The following is a 21,055-nucleotide window of genomic DNA, read 5'->3' as shown; positions in this document are numbered from 1 at the left end:
TCCACTCCATTACGAGGAGGTATTCGATGAAAGCAATGTTCGTTATCGCGGCAACCTTGGTGCTGGCCGGCTGTTCCAGCAACGGTGTAGTGGCATCGAATCCGGCCAATTGCGCCAAGCCCGAATCTGATCAGGAACTGGCACTCAATCTGGCTGACGATATGGCCAACGAGGGCCGTTTGTACGCCAGCCTGGCGAACCTCGAACGCTTGCCCGAGAACCTGGTCCAGGTCCGCCTGCGCAAGGCCCGTGTCTTGCGCCTGATGGGGCGCAGCGAGGCAGAGCCGCTGTATAAAAGCCTGCTCGGTACCTGCCTGGCGGCTGATGGCGAACATGGCCTGGGCCAGTTGGCCGCCGTCAAGAATGACAATACGAGTGCCACGGAACACCTTGAACGCGCGGCGAAAATGGCCCCTACCGAAGGCAAGATTCGCAATGACTTGGGGGTCGTCTACCTCAATCAGCGGCGCATTGCGCAGGCGCGCTTCGAGTTCATGACCGCCATGGAACTCCAACAGTCCGACTCGCTGGCCGCGTTCAATATGGTGACCCTGCTGATTTACCAGGACAACTGGAAGCAGGCCGCCGAACTCGCGAGCATGGCCAAGCTGAGTCCCCAGCAGGTGGCAGACGCCCAGGCCCGCGCGGAAAAAATCAGAGGCACGGCCAACAACGCAGCGACGTCGCAAGCGAACCGCCTGAACGAAGTCGTCGACGCCTCATCCGGCGCAATCAAGTAGAACGTGACGAGGAGTCTACGAGATGAAAACCAAACAACTGATGATCGTGTGCATGCTGTGCCTGTCCACCCCTGCCTGGGCGATCGAGCCAGGCCCTGCGTCGGCAGCCCAACAAGGCACCGAAAGCTGGATGCAACTGCAGATCCGCGGCGTGGTGGCCTCCACCAACCTGCAAACCGCCTCGGCCACCGAACGCGAACTGGCCATGCAACGCTGGCTCAATAGCTTCAACTATCCCATCCCGGAATTCTTCGAGCAGAAATCGGGAGGAGAAGTCAGCAGTAGCAAATGATGGGGCGGGCATGAGTTGAGCTGGGGATTTGCTGAATGAAAAGAACGTGGTGGGGAAAATCCCTCACCACGTTTTTTTTGTTCGGCTGCATGGGGTTGCGAACAGGAGTCTCTGTGACGAGGGAGTTGCGTGGCGCTGAGATAGAGCTTCAGCCTGGAATGACCGTGGCGATGCAGCTTGCTCCCGCTCGGGTGCGCAGCCCAGCGGGAGCAAGCTTCATCGCCACGGTTGGGTGGTTGGCTTACATATTGCCGAACGCCCTGAACACGCCGATCATGGCAGGGCCGATGGCCACCAGGAAGAAGCTCGGCCACAGGCAGAAGATCAGGGGGAAGATCAGCTTGGTACCGATTTTAGCGCCCATCTCCTCGGCAGCCTGAGTACGCCGGTCGCGGAACTCGTCGGCGTAGATACGCAGGGTATCGGCCACGCTGGTGCCGAAACGGATGCTTTGGGCCAAGAGGCTGACCAAGCCCTGGATGTCGTCCAGGCCGGTGCGCATGGCCAGTTGCCGAAGTGCCTCGGTGCTGGTGATACCCGCGCGGATCTGCGCGTTGACCAGGGCCAGTTCTTCGGCCAGTTCAACCTGGCTCACCGACATTTCTTCAGCCACCCGCTCGATGGTCGTCGGCAGGGCCAGGCCCGATTCGACGCACACCACCATCAGGTCCAGCGCATCCGGGAACGCGGCACGCAGCCGGCCCTGCCGCGCCTGCTTGCGCTTGCCGATATAGAGCGCCGGCAGCAGCCAGCCGATACCGGCCACCAGAGCCACCGCCAACAGGATGATTGCCCCGGACACCTTGATCAACGGCATCAGCAGGAGCGCCAGACCGAGCAGCGACAGCGGCAACATCAGGCGCGCAGCCCAGTAGATCTGCACCGCCGACGCGGAGCGGTAGCCGGCGTGGATCAGCAGGGTCTGGGTCGCCGATGTGCGCGCCGGATCGGTCGAGGCAAAACGTTGCCCCACCCGCTCCAGCAAGAGCTGCAGGTTACCCGGTGCCTCCTGCCCCACCGAACTGCCTGAGTAGCCCCGTTTGATCAGCGCCAGGCGCCGTTGCACCGGGTCTTGCAAACCCAGCAGAAGCAGGAGCACAGCGACCGCCGCCAACACGGTGCTGAGACCAATTGCAGTAATGAACAACAGGCGGGCCAGCTCCTCGTTGCCGGTAAACCGACTGAACAACCCGAGCAAAAAATCCATGACTGATACCTCGCGACAGACAGCGGTCAGACTTGGATCCGGATGATTCTGCGGATCCAGAAAATCCCGACCAACATGGCGCAGAACGCACCGATGATCAGCTTGTGGCCGATCGGATCATTGAGCAGGACCGGCATGTAGCTGGGGCTCGTGAGCACGATGGCAATCGCCAGCACGAAGGGAATCGCCACCAGCACCCAGGCCGACATGCGCCCTTCCGCCGACAGCGTCCGGACCTTGCGCTGGAAGCGAAAACGCCCGCGAATCAACCGGCTCAGGCGCTCCAGCACTTCGGTCAGGTTGCCGCCGGTCTCACGGTGGATGAGGATCGACGTCACCAGCATCATCACCGTCATGCTTGGCATGCGCTCCAGCAGGCCGAGCATCGCCCGGCGCACGTCGTTGCCATAGTTGATGTCGGCGAAGGTCAGGCCGAACTCCTGGGCGACCGGGCCCTTGTGCTCATCGGCGACCAGCCGCAGGGTTTCGTTGAACGGATGCCCGGCGCGCAGGGCCCGGCACATGGCGTCCAGCGCATCCGGCAGGCCCTCCTCGAACGCGGCGAAACGCTTGTTGCGGTCACGCATGATTTTCAGCACCGGTAACCAGGTCACGGCAAACGCCGCCAGCAACGCCATCCACCAGAGCGGTGTCACCATCAGCACCACGGCACCCGCCGCCAAGCCCAGGACCAGGCCGAGCAGCATCGCCCGATAGGCTCGGTATTGGTGACCGGCCTGCTCGATCAGTTGGGTCAGGCTGGCCATGAACGGCAGTTGTTCAAGCCGGGCTTCCAGAGGCGACAGGTGCGTCAGGTACTTCTGCCGCAACACGGTCTGCATGTTGGGCAACTGGTTGGCTTTCTCCAGCACATGCAAGCGCCCACGGATGCGCTTGCGCATCTTGCCGGCCTCGCCGAACACCGGCACTACCACGCCCTGGGACAACAGGAAGACGGCAATGAACACCATGCCGAGGAAGATCAGGATGAATTCACCGGGAATATGATTCATGACGGCCGCGCCTCCATCCATTCAGGGCGGAACAGGCTCAGCGGCAGTTCGATGCCGCGCTTGGCCAGCACCTCGCGGAAAGCCGGAATCATGCCGCTGGGCCGGTATTCCCCGAGCACTTCGCCGTGTTCGCCGATGCCCTGGCGCACGAAAGAGAAAATTTCGGTCATGGTGACGATCTCGCCTTCCATCCCGTTGATCTCTTGCATGCTGACCACGCGTCGTTTGCCATCTTCTTGACGCTCCAGCTGGATCACTACATCGATGGCCGAGGCGATTTGTTGACGCATCGCCTTGATCGGAAACGTCGCGCCGGTCATCGACACCATGTTCTCGATCCGCCCCAGGGCATCGCGCGCGGTATTGGCGTGGATGGTGGTCAGGGAACCGTCGTGACCGGTGTTCATCGCCGTGAGCATGTCCAGCGCTTCGGCGCCACGTACCTCACCGATGACGATGCGGTCGGGGCGCATCCGCAGGCTGTTGCGCACCAGTTCCCGCTGGCTGACCTCGCCCCGGCCTTCGATATTCGAAGGCCGGGTTTCCAGGCGCACCACGTGGGGTTGCTGCAATTGCAATTCGGCCGAGTCTTCGATGGTGACGATGCGTTCGTTGTGGGGAATGAAGCTGGACAGCACGTTGAGCATGGTGGTCTTGCCGCTGCCGGTGCCGCCGGAGATCAGCACGTTCAAGCGTCCACGAACGATAGCCTTGAGCAACAGGGCAATGGCCGGGGTCATGGTCCCCACCTGGATCAGGCTGTCAGTGTTGAGCAGGTCCACGGCGAACCGCCGAATCGACATGCTCGGCCCATCGATGGCCAGCGGCGGGATGATTGCGTTGACCCGCGAGCCGTCCTTGAGCCGGGCGTCCACCAAGGGCGAGGACTCGTCGATGCGCCGGCCCAGGCTGGAGACGATCCGGTCGATGATATTCAGCAGGTGCTGGTCATCGCGAAAGCGCACGTCGGTCCTTTGCAGTTTGCCGAAGCGCTCGACATACACCGAGGCGAAGCCGTTGACCAGGATGTCGGACACGCTGTGGTCGGCCAGCAGCGGTTCCAATGGACCCAGGCCCAGCACCTCGTCGGTGATCTGCTTGATGATCAACTGCCGGCTGGCGGAACTCACCGGCGCCGAATGTTCATCGAGCAGGCGCTGGCAGATATCACGAATCTGCCGCGTGGCCTCGACTTGTTCGAGGGCATCGAGCAGGGACAGGTCCATGACCTTGAGCAACTGCTGGTAGATTTTTTCCCGCCATTCGGCCTCCACCGGGGTGACCTGGGTCCGGGTTTCGTAGAGCACGTCCGGGATGGCCTGCTCCCAGGCCATCAGTGCTTCTGTCGGCTCCGCCAGGCTGTCGGCGTGAACGGTGGAAGCGCCGGTTTTACCGGGCTGTTTGCGCAAGCGGTTGCGGAAGTCGCTGATCATGGGTCATCCCCCGAAGAAACGGTTGAAGGCGCGTTTGAACAGGCCTTTGTTCGTGGTCATCTGGTGACCGACCAGGTCTTCGACCAAGTCGCGCAACGCAGCGGTGATCGCTGCTTTCGGCGCATGCAGGCCCAACGGCACGCCAGTGTTCTGACTCTGGCTGACCAGGTTGAAGTCATTGGGCAATTTCGACAGGTTCGTGCAACGAAGGGCTTCGCCGATGTCCTTGAGGCTGATCGCGCCCGACTTGTCATAGCGGTTGACGACGATCTGCAACTGGTCGCCGCGCACGCCCAGGTCTTCGCGAAGGATCCGTACCAGGGCGCTGGCATCGCGCAGGTGGCTGACGCTCTGTTGCAGCACCACGTAGACCCGGTCCACCTGCTCCAACACGGAGCCGGTGAGGTGGTCGATCTGTCGCGGCAGGTCTACCACCACCCAGTCATAGCTGGCCCGGGTCAGTTGCAACAGCGCGTCGAGCTGTTCGGGCTGGGCGTCCTGGGGCAGGCACAATTCGCCGGCCCGGCCACCGAGCACATGCAGGGTCGGACTGAAGTGGCTGCAAAAGCCCCGCAGCGCGATGCTGTCGAGGTCCTCGACCTGTTGCAGCACTTCCAGGTGGCTGTGGGTCTGCGCCACATCGAGGTAATGGGTCACGCTGCCAAATTGCAGGTCCATGTCCAGCAACAGGGTATTGCCCGCCCGGGCGCTGAGTTGCTGGGCCAGATTGCACGCCACCAGCGTCCCGCCGGAACCGCCCTTGGCACTGATCACGGCGATCAGCTTGCCCTCTGCGCCGTTGCCGAGGCGGACCTCCGCCACCAGCCGATTCAGGGCCGCTACCAGTTCTGTTTCAGCCACAGGTTCAGGCAGCACATCACGCGCGCCGGCCTGCATCGCCAGGCGCATGCCTTCCTGTTCGCCCAGCGGACCGCACACCAGCATCGGCGGGCGCTCATGGGCCGGGCGTTGCAGCAACGCCGCCAACTCTTCGCGCCACAGGTGGCTGACCCGCAACAGCAACAGGTCGGGCATGCGCTCCAGACCGTAGAGGGGATCGACATGCCCGTTGCTCACCAGCCGGGTGCTGACCTCCAGGCACGGCATGCGCTGGCAGACACATTGCAGGTCGCGCAAGAACATGGCGTCGCGGCTGCTGATCAGTAATCGCAGCCCGGTTTTGCCGGTGACGCTTGCAAGTGGGTTTTCCCTGGTACTCAGCATGGTGTGATCTCCGCGGAATCGGAATGGCGCCCAAGGCTCTCGCGTGGCAAGGTTGCCCGGAACGCGGGCAAGGTAATGGGCATGCCCAACCCGGGAATGAACAGATTGAATACGTAGTTCTGCACGCTCAACCGGACGTAGCGGATGGCCCGGAAGCCGGTGGCGCTGACCGTGTCGGCAGGGTTCGCCACCACCGCGCCGTTGACGTCCAGATAGGTCAGCGCCAGGTTCGTGGTCGTCAGGTTGCTGATCAATTGGCTGGTGCCCGCATCCGTTGCCGCGTTGAAGATGGCCCGGCGCAGCACCACCGGGTCGCTGATATTGCACACCGCCGCCAGGCGCGCACCGCGCCGCGCGGCTTCGTCCAGAGCGTTGGCCGTGAAGTACAGCCGGCCCATTTCCACCACGCCGAACAACAGGATGAACACCAGCAGGCCGACGAAGGAAAACTCCACGATGTAGGTGCCGCCCATGTGTTTTCTGTTCATCACAGCGCCCTCATCACAGTGGTCGCAACCAACGGGATACCCAGCGGAAGGGCCGCGCCGAAAAGTCCTGGAATCGAGCCGGCACAGTTGCCCGCGCCAATCACCGGGCAGAAGGTGTAGGTAATGGTGACGCGCACGTGGTCGGTGCCCACCGCGACAACCTGCACGTCAGCCGCCGTCAATCCGGACACCACGGCGCTGCCTATCTGGTTGGGCACGCCATACACCGCCACGTTTTTCGTCTGGGTCTGCAGCGTGTTGCTCAGGGCGATGCCGCCGAGGGTGGTGTTCCACGCCTGGCTGGCGACGAAACGATCGGCATCACGACTGGCCTGCAGCAGCACGTTGTACTGATAGAGCATCCGACCGAACTCACCGAAGGCCAGCAGCAGCAACAGCAGCACCGGCAACACCAGGGTGAATTCCACCAGCGCCACCCCTTGCTGGGCGCGGGGCGATTTGAACTGGGCAAGTCCCATGACGCCTCCTATGAGTCGCTGCTCGGCGTGCCGCTGCCATTGAGGTAGGTTTTGTAGAGCTGGATGATCTGCGGTCCGGCATCGCTGGACGGCGTTGGGCCCGGTACGCCGTCGCCTTCGCACTCCTTGACGAACTGACCGAACACCAGCGAGTCCGAACCGCCGCCATCCACCGGTTGCACGACGAAATAGCAGCCAAACCCCAGCACCGGAATCGAGGTTGAACCGCCCTGCTTGCCGGTGCAGTTGCCGACCACGATCTTCAGCATCCGCCGCTCGAAAACCCCGTTGCTTTGGCAACCACTGGCGCCGCCGGCCACGCAGGCAGCGACATGGGCCCGCCAGTCGTTGTAATCCTGGATTGCCTCGCCGCCCGCCGACAGGTCACCGTTGCTCGACGTAACCGCCTTGCCTTTGTATTGCGCCTGGGAGAGCGCACTGTCGTAGGTCATTGCCGGGGTGCTCGACGCGGTGACCAGGTCCGGTGGATAGTCCGAGGCGCTGATCGGGCCGTTGTAGATCCCGAAGCGTGTATTCATGCCCTGTGACGTCGGGCCGGCTTTGTTGCCCGGCGCGGTCTGAACGTTGTCGCCAACACTGCGGCAGACCGAGCCGCCGCCCGCCAGGTCCTCCCGCACCGCGCTGCCGCCGGAGCCGAAATCAAGCAGCTGGAAATTGCCGGGGCCGATCGGCGAGGAATTTCCCGCCGCCGTCTTCAAGACCGCCAGGGCACCGAACTGATAACCCCAGAAGTTGCCAGCGCCCGGGTTGTATTGAGTGGGGTCGCCACAAACCATCAGCGGCGACAGGTCACACGGTGAAGTGGGACTGGGGCCGGCGGTGGCGATGGCTGCGACACTTTTGCTGCCCAGGCCGGCGCTGCCCATCGTTTGAACGAAATTCCAGAAAAAACCGGCCAGTTGATAACTGGACACCGACACCCGTACGTATTTGGCATTCGCCGGACCGGGATAGGAGAACGGGCCGTAGACGCTGCTGGCCAACTCCACCACCGCAAATGCGCCAGGGTTGCCGGCGACGGCTGTGGCCAATTCAGTATTGCCCGTGGCCTGGGCATTTTTGTTCAACGTATCCAGGGCCGCCGCGCGGGTCGTGCTGGCCATGTTCAGGCCGCCGGTGACCTGGCTCAGGGTCTTGGCGCCACCCAGGGCGGCGGCGTCCACGGCATTTTGCAGGCGCGTCTTGTTCAGCAGCATGTGTCCGCCATCGAGGGCCAAGGCCGCCATCATGGAAATCGCCACCAGCGCGATCACCATCAATACACTCACCGCCCCTTTCTGGCGCCGAGGCGCAGTGAAAAGCTGCCGGATACTGGGGTTCATCGTCACGCCCTCGTTGACTGAGGTTGAGGATCGACATCGCCATTGCCTGGGGGCCTGGTGTTGCCGGTGCCGGTTAGCGAACGTTGATGACGCTCCGTTCGATCCCGCGGATAACCGTGATCGAGCTGTCCTGCCTGGCAACGCGTTGCACCACCGGTCTGGGCGCTGGAGGGGTGGCGGCCATGAGCGGAGCAGTTGGCGTCGGCGCAACGGCCAGCGGTTTTTTCTCCAGGTTCAGCGGGTTGCGCAGGGCCAGTTGCAGCTTGCCTTCGGTCTGCGCGGTGACCAGCGCCTCCGCCTCGCCGGCTGACATCTCCAGGGTCACGGCCCGCACGACCACCGGTTGGGTCTTGTCGGTGCCGGCCGTCTGGTCAACGGCCAACACCCGCAGGTTCTCCAGGATGGTTCGCGACACGGCGTTGTTACTGCCGGCGGCCGTGGTTTTCGTCGCCAGGACATCGACCCGGTTACCCGGCAACAGGAACCCGCCCACACCGACCACGTCATCCACTCGGACCGAGATGGCGCGCTTGTCGGGGGCAATCAGCGAGGCCAGGGTGCTGCCGCCCAAATGTTCGCTCAAACGGGCGCTGCGCACGATGTCACCGCGCAGGATGTCGAACGTGGCGATCTTGCCCACGGCCTGTTCGCTGGAATCGAAGGCGTCTTCCGGAATCGTGTCCATGGGCATGCGCACGGTGGTCACCTGCTGGGCCTCGACCATCTGCCCGAAAGGGATTTCTACCGTGGCAACCACCACGCTGCGCAAATGGTCATCGGGGGTGGCATTGAGTCGTGCGCTCAGCCAGGAATCGGCCATCCATGCCGCGCCAAGGCCCATCACCAGGGAAACGCCTATCAGCGAAAACGTACGAGAGCTCATGTCGGTATCTCCGAATCAAAGAAAGTCGAGCTGGACGAAGTAGTTGTGCCAGGCCCACTCCAACTCTTGCGGCAACAGGGGCCCGGAACCGCCCAGGTAACGCTGGCGATCGAGCGCCATGTTCAACAGGTCGCGGGGATGGCAAGGCACCAGCGGCATGCCCTCGCCTGCATACAGCCGCTGCAACACAAAGCGCAGCAGCAAGGGGTCAAAGGGGATGCCCAGGCGTTCGCACTCCTGGCGCCAGATGCGCTCGTATTCCTCGGGCTTGAGGTAGCCGAACTGCACCTTGTAGCCAATGCGCCGCAGGAAGGCCTCGTCGGCCAGCTCCAGGGGATTGAGGTTGGTGGAGAACACCAGAACCAGGTCGAACGGCAATTCGCAGTGCCGGCCCCCGCCCAGGTTGATGAAGTCGCGCTTCTCTTCCATGGGCACGATCCAGCGATTGAGCAGCTCGGCCGGGGCCATGCGCTGGCGACCCATGTCGTCGATGATGAACAGCCCGTTGCTGGCCTTGAGCTGCAAGGCGGCCTGGTATTGACGGGTGAAAGGGTCGTAGCGAACGTCCAGTTGTTCCATGCTCAACTCGCCGCCAGTGATGACGATCGGACGTTTGCAGCACAGCAACCGACGGTCGATGCCTTCATTGAGCATCAGATTGTTCGATTGGCTGTTGTCATCCAGACGCTGGTGCACCTGCGGGTCGTAGATCTCGATCACCGACTCGTTGATGACAATCGCGTGGGGCACCCAAATCGCCTCGGCGAACAAACGGATCAGCCGACTGCTGACGTAGGTCTTGCCCGTGCCCGCCGGCCCATAAATCATGATCGCCCGGCCGGAGTTCAGCGCCACACCCAACTGATCGAGCATGCCCTGGGTCAGCACCACGCCCGCCAGGGCCCGGTTCATATCGCTGGCGGTGATGCGCCCGTGGTGAATGGTCTGGATCTTGATCAGCGAGCGGTAGGCACTCACCGGGAACGGTGCGGCACCTATATAACCGCTGCGCGCCAGGGCGTCACGGGCGAAACTGCGGCCGCGTTCGGTCAGACCGTAACGCAGCGCCTGCACGCTGGCCAGGCCGAGCTGGCCGAGCACTTCGACGCGACCGTCCTTGCGCAGGAACGCCAGGACTTCTTCCAGCACCGCACCGGTCAGCGCCAGGCGTTCCACCAGCCGTGGCATGTCCAGCACACCGGCGTCGTGCAAATGCTTGCACACCAATTCGCCGAGGAAGCTGTCGGTCAGGCCGGTCTCACGGATGGTGCAGGGCTGGGGCGCCAAGCGTTGCACCGCTTCCCGCTCGCTGGGGTAGGCATCACTATCGTTGATGACATGCATGACTAGCCTCCCCAGCCGCCGGCAATCAACTGCCAGTAGACGCTGTTCAACGTGCCGACCAGGATCGCAATCGAATAAGGGAAAGGTTTACCAGCCACTTCATCCGGCTCAGGCGCCAGGTAGGCCTGGGCCCGCACGATCAACCAGTAACGCCCGAGGGTCCGCAGCAGTTGGCCGCGAGCCAGGACAACCAGAAAACCGCACGCACCACCGGCGATCAGGCTGAACAGGGCCGCCCACAGTGCGTAATGAAACGGCAGGAAACTGCCGACCATGGTCATCAACTTGACGTCACCGGCCGCCATACCACCCGTCACATACATCGGCAGGAACAGCGCGAAGCAGATCAATACGCCCAACAGGCTGTCGCCCAATCCACTGATCCCGCCTGAATACACTTGGCTTGCCAATCCCAGGGCCAGGCCCAACAGGACCAGCAGGTTGGGGATGCGGTGGCGGAGCAGATCGCTCACCACCGCCACACCCAGCAGTCCCAGCAGCAGTAACGTCGACACCAGCAGTTCCATGGACATGATGCGTCTCCCTAGTGTGATTATCGTGAGCAGGCGACGTTGCAACCGAGCGAAACCCATCAAGAAGTTGTCCGGATTTTTATTATCGAAACCGGCGCCTCAGCAGGCTTCACCGCACTTCTGAGCAGGAATGACTGTCAGCACGCAGCGCCTTTGACGGCGGCACAAAGTGCAGTAATCCGGTCATTCACAGCACCGCCCAACAGAACGAACATTGCGGCAACCGCTACGGTAATCAGGCCACCGGCTACGGCGTATTCCACAATGGTCAGGCCATCTTCTCTGGCGAACTTGCTGATCGAAGTTCTGATTATTTGAAGCGTCATGTCAGTTACCTCACTGCCATCGCAAATATCGTGAGCAGTAACAACGTAAAACCCATTAAGAAGTCTCGAGCGTTCAAGAACAGACGAAAACCAATACATCAATGGGTTTCACCGCACTTCTCTGCTGGAATTGCTGTCAGCAAGCAGCACCTTTCACCGCCGCGCACAGTGCGGTTATCTTGGTGTTCACGGCACTGCCCAGCAGGATGAACATCGCGGCGACCGCCACCGTAATCAACCCACCGGCCACGGCGTATTCCACAATGGTCAGGCCGTCTTCATCTTTGGCGAACTTCAGTACCGAAGCCTTGATTGCTTGAAGAGTCATTTCGCACACCTCATCTCGGGGTTGTTTTCTCAAGGGACAGAACATTGCGAACTGCCTGATGCAACCCTAGTCAGGAGGCGGTCATTGCCGTTAGGAGGATTTTGCACATCCCTAGGACTATTTTGCGTGACGGCCAGGCATGGGTTGCCCGTGCGCGTACGTCCCTTCCGGGGAGCGTCGCGCTAACGGCGGCTTTTTTTATAAAAATTTATTCGGCGAAGTGATGGCACATTGGCAATACTGCTAGCTAAAGGGCAGGAAGAACCGCTGGGTAGTCGTCCTATGACGCCACATCTGACTGGAAAGCCAAAGCTGCTGTGGTTCGATCTGACCCATGATCGATCCACCCCGGAACTCGTCTCCCAGTTCAGGGACGCCTGCGACTGCACCCTGGCAAAAAACGCCATGTTGCCCAGTGGCGAACAGGTCGACATGATCTGCATCCATTTCGACCGGCCTGACACGCCAGGGCTGCGGCGGTTGCTGGAAATCAAGCGCACGACGCCGGCGATTCCCATCACCATGTTCACGGTGCAGCACTCCGAAGAACTGGCGGTCTGGGCCATGCGCTCCAGCGTCTGGAATACTTGGTACTGCCCCTGCCAATCAACGAGCGCAAGCGCTACCTGACGGCCGTGGTGCAACTGTGCGAGCTGCGCCGCCATGCCAACGGCCGAGGCAAGACCTCACAGATCGACCATTCCCCCACACTGCCCGAGAGCATCCGCCTGACTTCCGGCCACCAGAAGCACCAGGCTCTCAGTCACACCATGCTGTACATCGACCAGCATTTTCGCGACAGCATCGATCAGCGTGACCTGGCCAAGCGGTGCGGCATGACCACCTTCCGCTTCAGCCGCCTGTTCAAGGAAGCCAACGGGCTGGGCTTCACCGATTACGTGCTGAACAAACGCATGAGCTTTGCCAAGGAGTTGCTCGACAACAGCCAGATGCCGATTACCAGCATCGGCTACGAAGCCGGCTTCAAGGATCCTTCCTACTTCGCCCGGGCGTTCAAGCAGTACGCCAACTGCACCCCCAGCGAATACCGTTCGGCGCAACAGCTACACGTCACGGTTCCTTCGCCATTGCCCGACGATGCAAACACGGCGGCGCTCGACAGCCTGGTACAGCGCCTGGAGGGCTGACATCACGCAATAACCGTTGGTCAGCACTGTCATTCCTGACAGTAGAAACCCGCCCAGCGCTCTTCTAGGGTCGATGTCACCGTTTATCAGGAGGCTGGATCATGAGCGATGACAGGGTTTTAACGCAGAGCAGACAAGGTCCTTTGGTGAAATGCGCGGCGGTTCTGGGGTGGGCTGCCCTGCTGCTCCAGCTCTATCTGATCCTGGCTTCGCGCTGGCAGGCCGGAAAAAGCCTGTTGGGCGGATTGGATATCTTCTTCAGCTACTTCACCGTGCTGACCAATCTCCTGGTCGCGGTGGTCCTGACCTGCGCGGCCATGTCCGGAGATTCGGCACTGCGGCGATTCTTTCTCAAGCCCACTGTCCAGGGCGGCGTCGCCACCAGCATCGTGGTGGTCGGGCTGGCGTATAACCTGCTGTTGCGCCACACCTGGAACCCCCAGGGACTCCAGTGGCTGGCCGATGAGCTGCTGCATGACGTCATGCCAGTGGTGTTCATGGTGTATTGGTTGTTCTGCGTGATAAAAGGCACCTTGCAATGGCGAGACCTGTGGCCATGGCTGATCTATCCGGCGGCTTATTTTGTCTTTGCCCTGGTGCGCGGTGCCCTGGTGGAGTCTTACCCCTATCCGTTCCTTGAAGTGGACACGCTGGGTTACCCGCACGTGATGATCAATGCCGCGATGATCCTGCTGGGGTTCATCCTGGTGGCGTTAGTCGTGATTGCCCTGGATCGGGCCCTGGGCGAACGTCGCTCGCGGGAGTCACTGACCTGAATGGCTTTATCACAGGCATAAAAAAACGCCGCTCAATGAGCGGCGTTTTTTTATATATTTGGAGCGGGAAACGAGACTCGAACTCGCGACCCCGACCTTGGCAAGGTCGTGCTCTACCAACTGAGCTATTCCCGCAAATGGCGTCCCCTAGGGGACTCGAACCCCTGTTACCGCCGTGAAAGGGCGGTGTCCTAGGCCACTAGACGAAGGGGACACGCTGCCCGGAACACATGGTGTGTGTCCCAGTGCCCAGAGCCGTATCCGAAGATGTCGGTTCTGGTTTCACTCAGCCCTGCCCGAAGGCAACGCTGTTTAAAATTGGAGCGGGAAACGAGACTCGAACTCGCGACCCCGACCTTGGCAAGGTCGTGCTCTACCAACTGAGCTATTCCCGCAATGGCGTCCCCTAGGGGACTCGAACCCCTGTTACCGCCGTGAAAGGGCGGTGTCCTAGGCCACTAGACGAAGGGGACACACGTACAACATTCACTGCTTATCGCGTTTGGCTGAGTGCTTTACGCTGTAAGTGGCGCGCATTCTATGGATGGATTAGGGGGGCGTCAACCCCCAGATATAAATTTATTTAAATCAATGACTTCCCACGGTTTAAAGACCATTCGCGGATTTTTCTTGCCCGATCCCTGGCGCCTATATTCTGGCGCCCACCAAGGCGCTATAGTCGCGCCCGGCAAATAGTGGCAATGTGCATCTATTCAGCCCTGCGTCCCATGAACAGCACGACGCCCGTCTAATCGCGTCCCTTGGACCTATGCGCTTAATAGCCAAGCCACTACACTCACGACATGCGTACCCCAATAAAGAGGTCTTACCGGTGACACCACTCATGATCACCCTGCTCGTTGTAGCCGGGATCGCCCTGTTGATCGCCATTGGCTACATGAACCATGTGGTGGAAAACAACAAGCTGGAAAAGGTCCGCACCAGGGTTGAACTCAACGACCGCATGCGTCGCTGTGGCGAACTCACCGAAACCTTCCCCGGGCAGTTGATGACCCCGGCCCTGAAACTGCTGATGACGCGTCTTGAGATGAATGTCTGTCAGCGCTTGCTGAACCTGGAGAAGTCCAATGCCGCGGTCAAGGCACGCCTGGACGAACTGTCCGCGCTGGCGGCCCAGGGTGAGTCGATTCCAGTGGGCAACCCACCGGCGCCGATCCTGACCGAAGCCAAGGCCAAGGATGTACGGTTCCTGCTCGAGGCCTTGCACGGTCAGATTACCCGCGCAGCCCAGGACGGTTTCCTGCCCTCCAACGAAGCCAAGCGCTGGATCCGCGAGGTGCGACACATCCTGGTGTTGCTGCACATCGAGTTCTTCAACAACCTCGGCCAGCAAGCCTTGCAACAGGAACAACCGGGCCAGGCCCGCCTGGCGTTCGAACGCGGCGTGCAGTACCTGCGCAAACAGCAAGAGCCGCAGGTGTACGCCGAACAGCTGGACTATCTGGAGAAACTCCTGGCCCGCGCCAATGCGATGGTCCTGGCCCTCACCCAGCCGGCCGAAGACGAAGTCAACCAGTTGACCGAAGGCTTGAAGGACGCCGAAATCAACGACGAATGGAAGAAGAAGAAGGTTTACGACTAAGACCTCGTCGAACCTTCTTATTGTGGCGAGGGGCCTTATCCCGCTGGGCTGCGGCGCAGCCCCGGGAATTTGCGAGCGCTGCGCACTCGATCGGAGATAAATCCCCTCGCCACAGGCTCTGGTTTCACGCTGCCCGCATCACAACCTGAAGTGCCCCACCATCCCTTTCAGCTCGACCCCCAATTGCGCGAGTTCAATGCTGGAAGCGGCGTTGCCGCGCATCGCCAGGGACGATTGATCGGCACTGGCGCGGATGCTGGTGACACTGCGATTGATCTCTTCGGCCACTGAACTCTGTTGCTCGGCCGCCGCCGCGATCTGTTGGTTCATCTGCTGGATCAACGACACCGCCGCCGCGATACTGCCCAGGGCGCTTTCGGTCTGTAGCGCATCGCTGACCGCCATCTTCACCAGCTCGCCACTGCTCTGGATCTGTTGCACAGAGGCCTGGGCCGCTGAACGCAAGGCACTCACCAGCCGCTCGATTTCCTCGGTGGACTGCTGCGTACGCTTCGCCAGTGCGCGCACCTCGTCGGCCACTACCGCAAAGCCCCTGCCCTGTTCCCCGGCCCGCGCCGCCTCGATGGCGGCATTGAGGGCCAGCAGGTTGGTTTGCTCGGCCACGCTCTTGATCACACTCAGCACCGTGCCGATGTTCTGGATCTCGGCACTGAGGCTTTCGATGCTGGAGCTGGCCGACGTGGCCGAATCGGCCAATTGCTCGATACGCACCATGCTTTGACGCACCACCTGCTGACCGCTTTCAACCTTGTCATCGGCGGTCTGGGCGGCTTGGGCCGCCTCTTCGGCATTGCGGGCCACGTCATGCACGGTGGCGGTCATCTGGTTCATGGCCGTGGCGACCTGCTCGGTCTCCTCCTTCTGGCTGCTGACTTCCAGGTTGGTCTGTTCAGTCACGGCCGACAGCGATTGAGCGGAGTTGGCGAGTTGTTCGATACCTGCCTGCAACCCACTGACGATACTGCTCAGCCCCGCGCCCATCTGTTGCATCGCCAGCATCAACTGACCAATCTCGTCCCGACGCGTCACCTCGACCGTGGCACTCAAGTCGCCCGCCGCGATCTGCTGCGCAACACGAATCACGCTGCGCAGCGGGGCAACGATCAACCGGGTGATGACCCAAGCGGCAATCAAGCCCACCAGCAACGCGAGTGCCGACGAACCGATGATCAGCAGCGAGTTCTTTTTCAACTCGGTCTGCATGGCATTGTCTTCGGCAGCGTAGGCTTGATTGACCCGCTCCACCACTTGGGCCGCACGCTCGTGAAGTTGCTGATAAACGGCTTTTTCCTTGGCCAGCAGGCCGGTGTATTCCGCCAGTTGCTCGTTGAACCCGGCGATGTGCCCGCCCACTTCGTTGAGCACAGTCTGGTAACCCGGATCCTTGACCGTGGTCTTGAGCGCTTCGGCCTGCTTCATGGCTCGCTCGGCCTGTTCGATCTGACCTTCCCCGGCCTCTGCAGTGCCTTTGCGGCTCTGGTCCAGGCGCACGCGCGCTTCGTTCATGGCCTGCAGCATCAACCGTGACACTTCGCTGACCTGATTGGCCTGCTCGATGAACTCGGTGCCCTCCTTGCCCTCGGAATCCTTCAAGGTATAGGCACCATCGTCCGACAGCCCGGCCTGCAATACATCCAGGTTATTGGCGACACTGGACACCGACCAACTGGCCATTTCCAGCGCCAGGTCCTTGCTCTGGCTCAACCCGACGAATTCATCGAAGGCCTTGCGGTACGCGGCCAGGGCCTGCTCCACGTCGTTCATGACCGGCACGTTGGCGGGCGACTGGGCCTTGAGCGCGTCGGCCTGGGCAACCAGCCCGTCGACGCCCTGACGCAGGGCGTCGGCCGTCTTGGGGTCGGAGCGCAGGGCGTATTCCTGCTCAAGCAACCGGACCTTCAGCAGTTCGCTGTTGAGGGACGACATCTGCTTGAGCCCATCGAAGCGCAGGCTGATGGTTCGAAGTGACCACACACCAATGGCCGCGACCACTGCAGTGAGCAACAGTACCAGGACAAACCCGATACCCAGTTTCTTTGCCATACCCAGGTTGGCAAAACGTCCTTGCACGGCCGAAATCATTGCGCTCAGTCCTCTGCCAGTGTGTGTTGATTGCAGATTCGCAACGAGACGCCCTGCAACACAAGGTGCTGGCGTCGGAATAATGGCAAAAAGCTACAGCCGCGTCGTTTTCAGAACACTCGAGGTCGATCCAGGGCCGCGGCCCGGAAAAACGCCGAGGCCCTCGGGTCGCAGGCATACGCCACATTGATCCGGAGCCAGTCACTGTCGGCGCCCGAAGGGCTGAATGCCGTAGGCGGAGACAGCTGCACCCCGAACCGTTTCGCCAGACGCTGCAAATCAGCGTAGTCACTAAATGGTGGACGTGCCCAGATGAACAGCCCTCCGTTCGGTTTGCCAAAGACTTCCCAATCGGCATCGTCCAGCACCTGCAAGACCGCCGCCATGTCGCCAGCCAAACGCTGGCGCTGGCGCTGCACCAGCTTGCGATAGGCACCGCTGACCAGGAGATTGGCAAGGACCGACTCGTTGAACCGCGAACCGCCCATGCTGGTCACTTCCTTCACTTCACTCAGCCGCGCGATGATGGACGGCCCCGCCACCACGAAACCGACGCGCAGCGAACTGCTCAGGGTTTTCGAAAAACTGCCCACGTAGACTACATCGGCATCCAGCGCAGCCAGCCGGGTCCGCGTCGAACGCTGGAAATCGGCATAGACATCGTCTTCGACCACAAGCACTGCGTGTTCTTTTGCCATTTCCAGCAACCGTTGCGCCACAACCGGGGCCAGGCTGCTGCCTGTAGGGTTATGGCAGGCGCTGTTGATGAACAGCGCACTGGGCCGGTGAATCGCCAACAGGCGTTGCAGCGCATCTACGTCCGGCCCCCGCGTGGTTCTGGGTAGCTCGAGCATGGCGATGCCATGCAGCCGCAGCAGGTCGAACAGCTTGGGGTAACCGGGACTCTCCACCACCACGCAGCAGCCTGGCGCAAGCAGTGTCCGTACGATCAGGTCCAGCCCCTGGGTAGCCCCATGGGTGGTCATGATGAGGTTTTCGTCGGCTTCAATATTGAGTTGCTTCAAGCGCCGGGACAGTTGCTCACGCAGCACAGGTAACCCCAGCGGCGTGCTATAGCTGAACAGTCCCGCCATGTCGGCGCGGGCGACCTGCCGAATCGCATAGCCCAGGTCGTCACTCTCGCGCCAGCGCTCGGGCAGCCCGCCAGCACCCAGTTGCAACGCCCAGGGCGCACCGTCGGCCAGGCTGCCTCGGCTGAGCAGCGGGCCTTGCTGGCAGCTCCTGTCGCCGGACGTAGCGGCGAGTAGAGGTGGCGGCGCGACAACAAAGCTTGAACCGTGCCGGGACGCCAGCAACCCTTGAGTGACCAGGCGTTCACAGGCTTCATTGACACTCGACTGGCTGAGCAGATTCTCCCGCGCCAGTTGCCGGATGGAGGGCAGGCGAGTCCCCGGTTGCACCGCATCCTGGCGGATCCAGCCGGTCAGCGCGTCGACAATTTGCTGCACGACAGGCACCAGGGCCTGTCGGTCGATTCTCAATTCCATGAGTAACCAGACTCCTAAGCGTTTGTTTTCTTTCCGGAAACAGTTAAGCACAGGCCGCCGGCGGACGATGTACGACAAACCCGCCAAAGCAGGCGATTCACACCCTTTGAAATACATTGATGGGCCACTTCGGCGCTTTTTTGACCAACCAAGAAAAAGCCCGCAACCAGTGCGGGCTTCGTCCTACAAACCGAGTTGCGGATCCTCAGAAAGCCGTGACACCACCGTCCACCGCCAGGGAATGGCCCGTGGTGAATGCGGCGCCATCGCTGCACAAATACAGCACGGCGCTGGCGATCTCCTCAACCTTGCCGATACGGCCTACCGGGTGCATGGCGTTGGCGAATTCACCTTTCTTCGGGTCCGATTCATAGGCACGCCGAAACATGTCGGTGTCGATCACCGCCGGACACACCGCATTTACCCTGATTTTTTTCTTGGCGTATTCGATGGCGGCCGATTTGGTCAGGCCGATCACCGCGTGCTTGGACGCCGCATAGATGCTCATCTTCGGCGCCGCGCCCAGGCCGGCCACCGAGGCCGTGTTGACGATGGCGCCGCCGCCCTGGGCCAGCAGCAGCGTCAACTCGTATTTCATGCACAGCCAGACGCCCTTCACATTGACGCCCATGATCGCGTCGAATTCATCAAGGGTGCCGTCGGCCAGCTTGCCTTTCTCGATCTCGATCCCGGCGTTGTTAAAGGCGTAATCGAGGCGACCGTAGGCCTGGACTACCTCGGTCATCAGATTCTGCACATCGTTTTCCAGCGTCACGTTGCAACGCACGAACACCGCCTCACCGCCCGCCTCGCGAATCAACTGCACCGTGCCCTCGCCGCCCGCCACATCCAGGTCGGCCACTACCACCTTCAGGCCTTCGGCCGCGAATGCCTGGGCGGTGGCGCGGCCAATGCCGGCGGCGGCGCCCGTGACCAGGGCGACCTGTCCGGAAAACGTCATGCTCATTGTCAGTTCCTCGAAGAATGGCGATAGCCGTCATATAGCCATAGCTGTGCGCGGCTCGGCAGCACTATCCAGATGCCGGTTGGCTGTCCATGGGCGACAGTGATAACGGGGCCAGCACCACCATCACTGCGTTGGATTGAACGGCATTCGCTGCGCCAGCAAACCTTGCGGCAATCACCTCGAAGGTCTATCAACAAGGCTTTCCTAATCTTGAGTGCCAGCCATGACTGCCCAGACCAATCGCCAGTTTCTGCTCGCCAAACGCCCGGTGGGCGCAGCTACCCGCGAGACCTTCACGTATCAGCAAGTCCCGGTCGGCGAACCGGCTGCCGGCCAGATCCTGGTGAAAAACGAGTACCTGTCCCTGGACCCGGCCATGCGCGGCTGGATGAACGAGGGCAAGTCCTATATACCACCGGTGGGCATCGGTGAAGTGATGCGGGCACTGGGTGTCGGCCAAGTGATTGCCTCGAACAACCCGGGCTTTGCCGTCGGCGACTACGTCAACGGTGCGTTGGGTGTGCAGGATTACTTCCTCGGCGAGCCAAGAGGTTTCTACAAGGTCGATCCGAAACTGGCCCCGCTGCCCCGTTACCTGTCCGCGCTGGGTATGACCGGCATGACTGCCTATTTCGCCCTGCTGGACGTAGGCGCGCCGAAGCCCGGCGAAACCGTGGTGCTGTCGGGCGCCGCCGGTGCGGTGGGGAGCATTGCCGGGCAGATTGCCAAGCTCAAAGGCTGCCGCGTGGTGGGTATCGCCGGCGGCGCCGACAAGTGCAAGTTCCTGATCGATGAACTGGGCTTTGACGGCGCCATCGACTACAAGAGCGAAGACGTCCACACCGGCCTCAAGCGCGAGTGCCCCAAAGGCGTGGACGTGTATTTCGATAACGTCGGCGGCGATATCCTGGATGCCGTGCTCAGCCGCTTGAACCTCAAGGCCCGGGTGGTGATTTGCGGCGCCATCAGCCAATACAACAACAAGGAAGCCGTGAAGGGGCCGGCCAACTACCTGTCGCTGCTGGTCAACCGCGCGCGCATGGAAGGCTTCGTGGTCATGGACTACGCCGCGCAATTCGCCGCCGCCGGCCAGGAGATGGCCGGCTGGATGGCCAAGGGGCAGCTCAAGAGCAAAGAAGACATCGTCGAAGGGCTGGAGACGTTTCCCGAGACGCTGACCAAATTGTTCAGCGGGGAGAATTTCGGGAAGCTCGTCCTGAAGGTCTGACCTGAAACGCCTGTGGGAGCGGGCTTGCTCGCGAAAGCGGTGCCAGTCAAAAATGATGTCGACTGATACGGCCCCTTCGCGAGCAAGCC

Annotated in this window: 20 protein-coding genes, 4 tRNA genes and 2 pseudogenes; 6 read left to right on the top strand and 20 right to left on the bottom strand. The window is 61.4% G+C overall.

All coding sequences use genetic code 11. The annotated features are described in order from the left end of the window. The first annotated feature begins 26 nt into the window (after window positions 1-26). Both J7E36_RS06950 and J7E36_RS06945 read left to right on the top strand, forming a co-directional pair. Entirely contained in the window at window positions 27-740 is a 714-nt protein-coding gene (locus J7E36_RS06950; RefSeq protein ID WP_215001232.1) for a tetratricopeptide repeat protein, read from the top strand. Window positions 741-762: 22 nt separating this feature from the next. Continuing rightward, window positions 763-1,032, top strand: coding sequence for a DUF3613 domain-containing protein (locus tag J7E36_RS06945; RefSeq protein ID WP_215001230.1), 270 nt, complete (start codon window positions 763-765; stop codon window positions 1,030-1,032). A gap of 241 nt (window positions 1,033-1,273) precedes the next feature. Here J7E36_RS06945 and J7E36_RS06940 read toward each other — a convergent pair whose 3' ends face one another. From J7E36_RS06940 to J7E36_RS06885, 12 genes are all read right to left on the bottom strand, one after another. Then, on the bottom strand, window positions 1,274-2,239 hold the full coding sequence (locus tag J7E36_RS06940; protein ID WP_215001228.1) for a type II secretion system F family protein: 966 nt from the start codon (window positions 2,237-2,239) through the stop codon (window positions 1,274-1,276). Window positions 2,240-2,265: 26 nt separating this feature from the next. Beyond that, window positions 2,266-3,252, bottom strand: a complete 987-nt coding sequence (locus J7E36_RS06935; protein ID WP_215001226.1) for a type II secretion system F family protein — start codon at window positions 3,250-3,252, stop codon at window positions 2,266-2,268. Then, window positions 3,249-4,685 (bottom strand): CpaF family protein, encoded by a 1,437-nt coding sequence (locus J7E36_RS06930; RefSeq protein ID WP_215001225.1) that lies wholly within the window; start codon window positions 4,683-4,685, stop codon window positions 3,249-3,251. Before J7E36_RS06930 ends, J7E36_RS06935 begins: the two co-directional genes overlap by 4 nt. 3 nt (window positions 4,686-4,688) lie before the next feature. After that, window positions 4,689-5,909 (bottom strand): AAA family ATPase, encoded by a 1,221-nt coding sequence (locus tag J7E36_RS06925; protein ID WP_215001224.1) that lies wholly within the window; start codon window positions 5,907-5,909, stop codon window positions 4,689-4,691. After that, window positions 5,903-6,397, bottom strand: coding sequence for a TadE family protein (locus tag J7E36_RS06920; protein WP_215001222.1), 495 nt, complete (start codon window positions 6,395-6,397; stop codon window positions 5,903-5,905). The genes J7E36_RS06925 and J7E36_RS06920 overlap by 7 nt, the downstream gene beginning before the upstream one ends. Next, the gene (locus J7E36_RS06915) at window positions 6,397-6,876 is read right to left on the bottom strand and encodes a TadE/TadG family type IV pilus assembly protein (RefSeq protein WP_215001219.1); all 480 of its coding nucleotides are present in this window, start codon (window positions 6,874-6,876) and stop codon (window positions 6,397-6,399) included. Before J7E36_RS06915 ends, J7E36_RS06920 begins: the two co-directional genes overlap by 1 nt. Before the next feature lie 8 nt (window positions 6,877-6,884). After that, window positions 6,885-8,219 carry a TadE/TadG family type IV pilus assembly protein gene (locus J7E36_RS06910; RefSeq protein WP_215001217.1) on the bottom strand — a complete coding sequence of 445 codons (1,335 nt, stop codon included), beginning with the start codon at window positions 8,217-8,219 and terminating at the stop codon, window positions 6,885-6,887. Between the two features lie 73 nt (window positions 8,220-8,292). Beyond that, a complete protein-coding gene (gene cpaB / locus J7E36_RS06905; RefSeq protein WP_215001215.1) occupies window positions 8,293-9,102 on the bottom strand; it encodes a Flp pilus assembly protein CpaB in 810 nt (269 codons plus the stop codon). 15 nt (window positions 9,103-9,117) lie between these two features. Next, the gene (locus tag J7E36_RS06900; RefSeq protein ID WP_215001213.1) at window positions 9,118-10,446 is read right to left on the bottom strand and encodes an AAA family ATPase; all 1,329 of its coding nucleotides are present in this window, start codon (window positions 10,444-10,446) and stop codon (window positions 9,118-9,120) included. A 2-nt stretch (window positions 10,447-10,448) separates the two neighbouring features. Continuing rightward, on the bottom strand, window positions 10,449-10,979 hold the full coding sequence (locus J7E36_RS06895) for an A24 family peptidase (RefSeq protein WP_215001210.1): 531 nt from the start codon (window positions 10,977-10,979) through the stop codon (window positions 10,449-10,451). Between the two features lie 137 nt (window positions 10,980-11,116). After that, window positions 11,117-11,305, bottom strand: a complete 189-nt coding sequence (locus J7E36_RS06890) for a Flp family type IVb pilin (RefSeq protein ID WP_215001209.1) — start codon at window positions 11,303-11,305, stop codon at window positions 11,117-11,119. 136 nt (window positions 11,306-11,441) lie between these two features. Further along, window positions 11,442-11,633 (bottom strand): Flp family type IVb pilin, encoded by a 192-nt coding sequence (locus J7E36_RS06885; protein ID WP_215001207.1) that lies wholly within the window; start codon window positions 11,631-11,633, stop codon window positions 11,442-11,444. 282 nt (window positions 11,634-11,915) lie between these two features. Here J7E36_RS06885 and J7E36_RS06880 point away from each other — a divergent pair. Then, a pseudogene (locus tag J7E36_RS06880) lies at window positions 11,916-12,781 on the top strand (response regulator transcription factor). A gap of 101 nt (window positions 12,782-12,882) precedes the next feature. Further along, window positions 12,883-13,557 carry a Pr6Pr family membrane protein gene (locus J7E36_RS06875; RefSeq protein ID WP_215001205.1) on the top strand — a complete coding sequence of 225 codons (675 nt, stop codon included), beginning with the start codon at window positions 12,883-12,885 and terminating at the stop codon, window positions 13,555-13,557. 59 nt (window positions 13,558-13,616) lie between these two features. Here J7E36_RS06875 and J7E36_RS06870 read toward each other — a convergent pair. The 4 genes from J7E36_RS06870 to J7E36_RS06855 all read right to left on the bottom strand — a co-directional run bounded on the left by J7E36_RS06870 (window position 13,617) and on the right by J7E36_RS06855 (window position 14,030). Continuing rightward, window positions 13,617-13,692, bottom strand: a tRNA-Gly gene (locus J7E36_RS06870). Window positions 13,693-13,695: 3 nt separating this feature from the next. Then, window positions 13,696-13,771, bottom strand: a tRNA-Glu gene (locus J7E36_RS06865). Window positions 13,772-13,876: 105 nt separating this feature from the next. Next, a tRNA-Gly gene (locus J7E36_RS06860) sits at window positions 13,877-13,952 on the bottom strand. A 2-nt stretch (window positions 13,953-13,954) separates the two neighbouring features. Then, window positions 13,955-14,030: transfer RNA gene (locus J7E36_RS06855), tRNA-Glu, on the bottom strand. A 371-nt stretch (window positions 14,031-14,401) separates the two neighbouring features. Between J7E36_RS06855 and J7E36_RS06850 the strand changes: the two genes are divergently transcribed. Further along, a complete protein-coding gene (locus tag J7E36_RS06850) occupies window positions 14,402-15,160 on the top strand; it encodes a hypothetical protein (protein WP_215001203.1) in 759 nt (252 codons plus the stop codon). Window positions 15,161-15,298: 138 nt separating this feature from the next. Here J7E36_RS06850 and J7E36_RS25515 read toward each other — a convergent pair whose 3' ends face one another. From J7E36_RS25515 to J7E36_RS06835, 4 genes and pseudogenes are all read right to left on the bottom strand, one after another. Then, window positions 15,299-16,003 carry a methyl-accepting chemotaxis protein gene (locus J7E36_RS25515; protein ID WP_371856966.1) on the bottom strand — a complete coding sequence of 235 codons (705 nt, stop codon included), beginning with the start codon at window positions 16,001-16,003 and terminating at the stop codon, window positions 15,299-15,301. 204 nt (window positions 16,004-16,207) lie between these two features. Further along, a pseudogene (locus tag J7E36_RS25510) lies at window positions 16,208-17,107 on the bottom strand (methyl-accepting chemotaxis protein); the annotation flags it as partial. 266 nt (window positions 17,108-17,373) lie between these two features. Then, window positions 17,374-18,771: a PLP-dependent aminotransferase family protein gene (locus J7E36_RS06840; RefSeq protein ID WP_215001199.1), complete on the bottom strand. Its 1,398-nt coding sequence runs from the start codon at window positions 18,769-18,771 to the stop codon at window positions 17,374-17,376. A 205-nt stretch (window positions 18,772-18,976) separates the two neighbouring features. Beyond that, window positions 18,977-19,738 (bottom strand): SDR family oxidoreductase, encoded by a 762-nt coding sequence (locus J7E36_RS06835; protein ID WP_215001197.1) that lies wholly within the window; start codon window positions 19,736-19,738, stop codon window positions 18,977-18,979. Window positions 19,739-19,961: 223 nt separating this feature from the next. Here J7E36_RS06835 and J7E36_RS06830 point away from each other — a divergent pair, with 223 nt between their 5' ends. Beyond that, a complete protein-coding gene (locus tag J7E36_RS06830; protein ID WP_215001195.1) occupies window positions 19,962-20,966 on the top strand; it encodes an NADP-dependent oxidoreductase in 1,005 nt (334 codons plus the stop codon). The last annotated feature ends 89 nt before the right edge of the window (window positions 20,967-21,055 follow it).

The organism is Pseudomonas fluorescens (genome assembly GCF_018614775.1).
Classification (GTDB): Bacteria; Pseudomonadota; Gammaproteobacteria; order Pseudomonadales; family Pseudomonadaceae; genus Aquipseudomonas; species Aquipseudomonas fluorescens_BY.
This window is presented reverse-complemented; position numbering and strand designations above follow the sequence as displayed.

What these genes read in the sequence shown, in the direction of transcription:
- J7E36_RS06950 (WP_215001232.1), top strand. Translation starts at nt 27, where the DNA reads ATGAAAGCAATGTTCGTTATCGCGGCAACCTTGGTGCTGGCCGGCTGT.
- J7E36_RS06945 (WP_215001230.1), top strand. Translation starts at nt 763, where the DNA reads ATGAAAACCAAACAACTGATGATCGTGTGCATGCTGTGCCTGTCCACC.
- J7E36_RS06940 (WP_215001228.1), bottom strand. Translation starts at nt 2,239, where the DNA reads ATGGATTTTTTGCTCGGGTTGTTCAGTCGGTTTACCGGCAACGAGGAG.
- J7E36_RS06935 (WP_215001226.1), bottom strand. Translation starts at nt 3,252, where the DNA reads ATGAATCATATTCCCGGTGAATTCATCCTGATCTTCCTCGGCATGGTG.
- J7E36_RS06930 (WP_215001225.1), bottom strand. Translation starts at nt 4,685, where the DNA reads ATGATCAGCGACTTCCGCAACCGCTTGCGCAAACAGCCCGGTAAAACC.
- J7E36_RS06925 (WP_215001224.1), bottom strand. Translation starts at nt 5,909, where the DNA reads ATGCTGAGTACCAGGGAAAACCCACTTGCAAGCGTCACCGGCAAAACC.
- J7E36_RS06920 (WP_215001222.1), bottom strand. Translation starts at nt 6,397, where the DNA reads ATGAACAGAAAACACATGGGCGGCACCTACATCGTGGAGTTTTCCTTC.
- J7E36_RS06915 (WP_215001219.1), bottom strand. Translation starts at nt 6,876, where the DNA reads ATGGGACTTGCCCAGTTCAAATCGCCCCGCGCCCAGCAAGGGGTGGCG.
- J7E36_RS06910 (WP_215001217.1), bottom strand. Translation starts at nt 8,219, where the DNA reads ATGAACCCCAGTATCCGGCAGCTTTTCACTGCGCCTCGGCGCCAGAAA.
- cpaB (WP_215001215.1), bottom strand. Translation starts at nt 9,102, where the DNA reads ATGAGCTCTCGTACGTTTTCGCTGATAGGCGTTTCCCTGGTGATGGGC.
- J7E36_RS06900 (WP_215001213.1), bottom strand. Translation starts at nt 10,446, where the DNA reads ATGCATGTCATCAACGATAGTGATGCCTACCCCAGCGAGCGGGAAGCG.
- J7E36_RS06895 (WP_215001210.1), bottom strand. Translation starts at nt 10,979, where the DNA reads ATGTCCATGGAACTGCTGGTGTCGACGTTACTGCTGCTGGGACTGCTG.
- J7E36_RS06890 (WP_215001209.1), bottom strand. Translation starts at nt 11,305, where the DNA reads ATGACGCTTCAAATAATCAGAACTTCGATCAGCAAGTTCGCCAGAGAA.
- J7E36_RS06885 (WP_215001207.1), bottom strand. Translation starts at nt 11,633, where the DNA reads ATGACTCTTCAAGCAATCAAGGCTTCGGTACTGAAGTTCGCCAAAGAT.
- J7E36_RS06875 (WP_215001205.1), top strand. Translation starts at nt 12,883, where the DNA reads ATGAGCGATGACAGGGTTTTAACGCAGAGCAGACAAGGTCCTTTGGTG.
- J7E36_RS06850 (WP_215001203.1), top strand. Translation starts at nt 14,402, where the DNA reads ATGATCACCCTGCTCGTTGTAGCCGGGATCGCCCTGTTGATCGCCATT.
- J7E36_RS25515 (WP_371856966.1), bottom strand. Translation starts at nt 16,003, where the DNA reads ATGACCGCCACCGTGCATGACGTGGCCCGCAATGCCGAAGAGGCGGCC.
- J7E36_RS06840 (WP_215001199.1), bottom strand. Translation starts at nt 18,771, where the DNA reads ATGGAATTGAGAATCGACCGACAGGCCCTGGTGCCTGTCGTGCAGCAA.
- J7E36_RS06835 (WP_215001197.1), bottom strand. Translation starts at nt 19,738, where the DNA reads ATGAGCATGACGTTTTCCGGACAGGTCGCCCTGGTCACGGGCGCCGCC.
- J7E36_RS06830 (WP_215001195.1), top strand. Translation starts at nt 19,962, where the DNA reads ATGACTGCCCAGACCAATCGCCAGTTTCTGCTCGCCAAACGCCCGGTG.